Origin of the sequence: Paenibacillus rhizoplanae, from assembly GCF_042684125.1 — a bacterium.
Lineage (GTDB): Bacteria > Bacillota > Bacilli > Paenibacillales > Paenibacillaceae > Paenibacillus_AQ > Paenibacillus_AQ rhizoplanae.
The window spans coordinates 141,230-147,229 of the sequence record NZ_JBHUKY010000013.1 but is presented as its reverse complement, the minus strand read 5'-3'; the positions used below and the strand labels follow the sequence as shown (position 1 = coordinate 147,229).

Annotated in this window: 5 protein-coding genes; 3 read left to right on the top strand and 2 right to left on the bottom strand. The window is 49.7% G+C overall.

Annotated elements, in window-relative coordinates:
* Nucleotides 1-82 precede the first annotated feature (82 nt).
* Nucleotides 83-1,408, bottom strand: a complete 1,326-nt coding sequence (locus ACFSX3_RS05480) for an ABC transporter substrate-binding protein (protein WP_379258412.1) — start codon at nucleotides 1,406-1,408, stop codon at nucleotides 83-85.
* 311 nt (nucleotides 1,409-1,719) lie between these two features.
* Here ACFSX3_RS05480 and ald point away from each other — a divergent pair, with 311 nt between their 5' ends.
* Nucleotides 1,720-2,853, top strand: a complete 1,134-nt coding sequence (ald, locus tag ACFSX3_RS05475; protein WP_209992803.1) for an alanine dehydrogenase — start codon at nucleotides 1,720-1,722, stop codon at nucleotides 2,851-2,853.
* 400 nt (nucleotides 2,854-3,253) lie between these two features.
* Nucleotides 3,254-4,522 (top strand): PucR family transcriptional regulator, encoded by a 1,269-nt coding sequence (locus ACFSX3_RS05470; RefSeq protein WP_209992804.1) that lies wholly within the window; start codon nucleotides 3,254-3,256, stop codon nucleotides 4,520-4,522.
* Here ACFSX3_RS05470 and ACFSX3_RS05465 read toward each other — a convergent pair whose 3' ends face one another.
* A complete protein-coding gene (locus ACFSX3_RS05465; RefSeq protein WP_209992805.1) occupies nucleotides 4,523-4,921 on the bottom strand; it encodes a GNAT family N-acetyltransferase in 399 nt (132 codons plus the stop codon). It abuts the gene before it with no gap.
* Nucleotides 4,922-5,344: 423 nt separating this feature from the next.
* On the opposite strand from ACFSX3_RS05465, the gene ACFSX3_RS05460 reads away from it, so the two are divergent.
* Nucleotides 5,345-5,956 carry a hypothetical protein gene (locus tag ACFSX3_RS05460; RefSeq protein WP_209992806.1) on the top strand — a complete coding sequence of 204 codons (612 nt, stop codon included), beginning with the start codon at nucleotides 5,345-5,347 and terminating at the stop codon, nucleotides 5,954-5,956.
* The last annotated feature ends 44 nt before the right edge of the window (nucleotides 5,957-6,000 follow it).

The following is a 6,000-nucleotide window of genomic DNA, read 5'->3' as shown; positions in this document are numbered from 1 at the left end:
AAGCGAATGCATGGCACGCTGGGGTATCTTTCCCCCGCCCGATTCGCTAAGCAGTTTACGACGGCATCCGTTGCGTGAGTATCTACTTTCTTGACAGAGGTCCAAAATACTCATTATGCCGGGCTGCCATGGCCTGCACAGTCTGGTCGAGCGACTGCGAGCTGAGGAAATACTTCTCGTACTCCTGTGAGCGCAGGTCCATTACCTCTTGCGGCAGGCTGCGGACATAGGTTGGCGTCTTGTTGTCGAACATGACGTACATCAGAGAGTCCAGATCGTAGGAGTCACTTTTGTCGCCGATGAGGCTCTTGAGTGCATCTTCCTGCTTGGCATCCTTGGAGGCCGGGAGTCTTCCGCCTGCTGCCATCGGGGACATGCCGCCATCGGAATACCACTTCAGGAACTCCCAGGCCGCTTCCTGCTTCTTGGACTTGGCGTTAATGGAGATGTAATCGCCGAGACCTCCGCGGGTCACATAATCACCTGCAGCTTCGGCGAGTCTCGGTACAGGAGCGAAGGCGATTTTGAAGTCACGCGGGAAATCGGTGAAGTTATTCGAGCTGCGCAGCAGCCATGCCCCGATATTGAGCATCGGCACCTCTCCGCTGAGGAAGACCTGCTCCACCGGCATTTTGGAAGTTAATTGCTCGCCGAGCGGCGGTGTGGTCTTATCGTCCTGCATCATCCCGTTCAACGTCTCCAGCCATTGTCGGACCAGCGGATGATCGAGATTGGAGGTGCCGTCCGGCTTGGTGTAGCCCTCCTGTGACAGCACGGAGTCGATGGGGTCCACGAAGGGCTCCATATTTTGAATAAAACCGTACGAATTGCCGATCTTCAGCTTCTTCGCATACTCGCGCAGCTCATTCCAGGTCCATTCCTTCGGAACGGGCAGACCGGCCTTGTCCAGGGCGTCTTTATTCAGAGCGATGAAGAACGGGCTTTTGGTCGTCGGAACGCCGTAGAATTTGCCGTCAATCTTCCAGCTTGCGGTGTCCGCGCCCATCTTCTCTTCAATGTTGTAATCGGTGAAGCCGCTGAGGTCCAGGGCCAGTCCCGATTCCACCCGCTTGGCGGCATGGGAGATCGTATAGTTCACGAACAAATCCACATCCTGGCCGGTAATCATCGCCGTATCCAGCTTCAGATTGCCGTCATCATCATTAACATAGCGTACATATTCAACCTGAATATCGGGGTGCTCCTTGTTCCAGTTGTCCATGACCTGCTGCGGACCTGATTCCGGGGGGACACCGCCCCACATTTTGAGCGTAACCGGTGTATTCTTACCTGTGGCAGAGCTTCCATTGTCCGCTGAAGATGAATTGCTGCTGTTCCCGCAGCCTGCGGCCAAGCCCATGATCAGAACGAGTGAAGTGATTCCGGCGATAACACGGCTCTTGTTCAAAGCGACAACCTCCCTGTGTGTACTGTATAAGCTTGCAATTCAAGAATAGCAGATGGCCGGAAGCGTCAGAAGGAACAAAAAACAGGAGAATATGGAACATAACTTTACATTCTCTTCCCGGATTAGGGCTAGGGCGGCAATAGTGCAGGGAAACGTTCTATTCCGGGAGCAGCTGGTGCGGCGTTTCAAGTCCATTGTGTAAAAACACAATCATGTCAGATCATGTTTTTCTTTTTACCCAAAATGCAGTGGCGACCCGTATGTTATGATTCTTTACATAAGAGAACCCTAACTGACAGGAGCGATGAAAGATGATTATTGGCGTACCGAAAGAAATCAAAAACAATGAAAACCGCGTAGCGATTACCCCTGCGGGTGTGGTAAGTCTAAGCGCAGAAGGCCACAAGGTGCTTGTTGAGGCCGGAGCGGGTGCGGGCAGCGGATTCCTGGACGAAGAGTATGGCGCCGCTGGTGCGGAATTGGTTGCAGAAGCCGCCGTAGTGTGGGCTGCCGCTGAAATGGTAATGAAGGTGAAAGAACCGCTGAGCAGTGAATACGGCTACTTCCGCCCGGGGCTTATCCTCTTTACTTATCTGCATCTGGCTCCAGAGCCTGCTCTTGCTGCCGCCCTCAAAGACAAAGGCGTATTCGCCATCGGCTACGAGACCGTAGTGGATGGACGTACCTTGCCGCTGCTCACCCCGATGAGTGAGGTAGCCGGGCGCATGGCTGTACAGCTCGGTGCACAATTCCTGCAAAAAAACTACGGCGGACAGGGTATCCTGCTCTCCGGGGTTCCAGGTGTAAGCCGCGGCAAGGTCAGCATTATCGGCGGCGGTGTGGTCGGCACCAACGCAGCCAAGATGGCCATCGGACTTGGTGCCGAGGTGACCATTATCGATCTGAGCGCAGACCGGCTCCGCCAGCTTGACGATATTTTCGGCGCACAGATCAGCACCCTGATCTCCAATCCGTATAACATCGCCAAGGCTGTTGCCGAAGCAGACCTGCTGGTAGGGGCCGTGCTAATTCCGGGCGCGAAGGCACCTAAGCTGGTAACGGAAGCGATGGTGCAGACAATGAAGCCAGGTTCCGTCATTGTCGATGTGGCGATTGACCAGGGCGGGATTGTGGAGACGATTGACCGGGTGACCACGCATGATAACCCTGTATTCGAGAAGCATGGGGTCCTACACTACTCGGTCGCCAATATGCCGGGTGCAGTCGCTAAAACCTCGACCATCGCTCTAACCAACGTAACCGTTCCATATGCCCTGCAAATTGCCAACAAAGGCGTATTCCAGGCCATCGAAGACAATGCCGGTCTGAAGAGCGGCGTCAATGTAGCCAACGGCAAAATCACCTGTCAGGCCGTAGCCGAAGCTCTTGGGGAAGAGTACTTCACGGTTGAGGCTGCTGTAGAGCAGGAGTTCACGCTGATCTAATCTGTAGAGATAAAAGTCGGCTAGAGGGGTATTGTAATAGACAAAGAGTATGCCTGATGCAGTCCGGTGAGCGATCACCGGGCTTTTTGTGTTGGAGTGGGCTAAATGTAATCGAAAAAGCGAACACATTCGGCGCTGCGGAGGCACGTAGGCCGAATGTAATCGGGAAACCGATCACTTTGACCCCGCGCGAATTGCTGCTGCCAAGGCAGGTGTGCCGGACATACGCTCCATGTCAGCTATCGCTCCGCACTATTTTTGCTTTTGACGAAAATCCCTCATCGGATGTTAGGTTTCCTCCATATTTCTTGCATCTCCCTATAGGCAACTGCTAGGCGCTGTAATATAATGTAATCACTTATATAAGCTTCGGCTATTCTTAGGGGTTGGGGTGGGAACATTGACAGAAGCAGAGCCATCATTTGACCGTTTTTTTGACAGCATGGAATCCCTGGCGGATACCCTTAGTGAATCGCTTCAGGCGCAGGTTACGATTGAGGACAGCAATCATCATGTGATTGGCTACAGCTCCCATCAGTTTGAGAGTGATGCGGCACGAATCTCGACCATCATCGGCAAAAGAGTACCGAATACCGTGATCATTGGCCTCCGCAAAAAGGGTGTTATGCACAATCTGGAGAATACCGGCCATCCGATCCGCATCCCCGCAGTGATGGAGGTGGGTCTGGGTCCCAGACTTGCCATGTGCATCCGGCACCAGCAGGAGATTCTCGGCTATATTTGGGTGGTGGACGGGGGAAATCTTGCCGAAGGTCATGCGGAGCGTATCGTGGAAAAGGCTGCAGGGATTGCCGGACGTTATCTGCTGAAGCAGCGCGGCTGGAAGACGAAGCAGGAGAAGACGTTCGAGGATTTCTTTTGGAAGCTGCTGACCTCGCATTATGAGAGTGAGCCGCGAATCCGCCAGGAGGCAGAGGCTGGTGCGATTCTGCTGCCGGAGCGTTATTATATCGGGGTGCTGGAGAGCAGCAGGCCGGTGGATGAGCATTTTTTGCAGAAATTCCGCAGGGTGATGGATACCTATACCGGGCAGAGGCTGCTTTTTCAGACCGCCGAGCAGAACCGGCTGATTATTCTTTTCTCCTTTATGTTTCCGTTGGAAGGGACCGGGCGTCTGTCTTCGTTCCTGCACAAGCTGCTAGGGGAGCTGGGCCAGAGCGAAGGCTGCAAGCTTACAGCAGGCTGCAGTCCTGAATACCGCGAATATACCTCGGCTGCTGAAGCATACCGCGAAGCGCTACAGATTCTGGAGATGAAGAAGCTGCTGCCTTATCATACGCGTGAGCTGCTGCTCTATGAAGAGATCGGGTTCTGGGCGTACCTTCCGGCTATTCTGGAACAGAAACGGAGCCGCCCCCGCCGGAGCCCGCTGCTCTATCCTTTGAAGGAGCATGACCGTGAGCATAAGAGCGATTTGCTGAGAACCCTCGCTGTATACCTGTCGCTGGACGGCAATCTGAAGGCATCGGCCGCTTTTCTGCATATTCATACCAATACCTTAATGTACCGACTCAACAGGATCGCCGAGATTACAGGCCGGAGCCTCAAGGAGACCGATTACCGTACATCTATCTACCTGGATCTTCTGACCGAGGAGACCGCGCAGGTGAATCTATGGTTCCAGGAGGCTGCTGGTTCCAGAGAGTAGCTAATGTTTGCGGGCGATCCGAAAGGCATTGGTAGCAGCTTCAAAGCCGATTTGAGGATAGAACGTTAAAGCTTCCTCTGATGACAAAAGCACGATGGCTACTTGATCTCCTAAGGTCTGCTGAAGGAGTTCTACCAGTTCTTTACCTATATTTTTCTTCTGATACTCTTGGACGACGGCCAGATCCGACAGATAACAGCAGTAGCAATAGTCAGTGATGGCCCGAGCTACTCCGACTACCCGGCCGCCATCCCAGCAGCTAATTAAGATATCGGCTTGATCAATCATTTTCTCCATACGTTCTAAATCGTTGTGAGGACGCTTTAGCCCTGATAATCTAAACACCTCAGCCATTTGTTCAGGCAACAGCTTTTCATTAACCTTAAATGCTAAGCCCATACTAATTACCTCTCCTTTTACATTCATTTTTATTATTCTAAGCTATAAATGAGAAAAAAATGGATAAAGGATACTCTTGCATCGTCTAGGATTAAGTGGAGGTTCTATTATCTCTGAAGCACTTGGCGCACAGGTTACTTGGAATAAAACGGCTGATAATGCCTCCGTATATATTAACTTACCTGAATAATACTGAATGAAATAAAGAGTCTGCCTTTCAATTGGGTAGGCTCTTTATTCTGAGAAGAATTACTAATATATCCAACCCTGTATCCAGGTAGCTAATACCAAAAACACAGAAAGTATTTACATAAATTTAACTTTAATCATAAATAATGTTAAATTCATGTCAATCATGCTTTCATCTGCTTTGATATAATTTCTGCTAAGGATCTGCTAAGTAAGTGAAAGGAGATTAGAGTCTTGAAAAAAGAGCTAGGATTATTGATGTTATGGAGTACCATTTTGCTGTCAGGGTGTGGGGCGGATAAGCCCGCAACGGTCACGCAAGGTACGGGGGATTCGCCTAGTAAACAAATAACAACGCAGCCGGAACAGAATACAGATCGTTCTGGGGATTGTACTGTAGACCGTATAGGCTTGGATAGTGAAACCGCACAAAATTTCTATGGAACTTGGGAAGTTGAGAAGCTTCTAGGATTCGCAAATTCATACAATGATGCTTCCGAATATCCAACAGGACAAAAATTCATTGGAGATAAAATTATCATCAAAAAAGATTTTTTTTCATCAAAAGGACTTAAAAATTACACGAAATATCAAACTGAACTAAAAAATCCATTATATGAAATTACAACGATATGTACTGACTCTACCTCTTTTTATAGATTCTATAAAATAGATATTCCAGACTTAAATATAAAGGATGTAGTAAAAGTAATAGATGTAAGTGATCCTTATACAAAACTTGGCATACCTTCTAGCTTGAATTTTTTTGCTATTAATAGTGATAGACTTATCTTGTTATCAGAGGCAACTATTTTCGAGCTTAAAAAAATTGCTGATGAAATGTAAATACTAGAGTCAATGATAATTCGCTTTTATGGACGCGTGGTAAA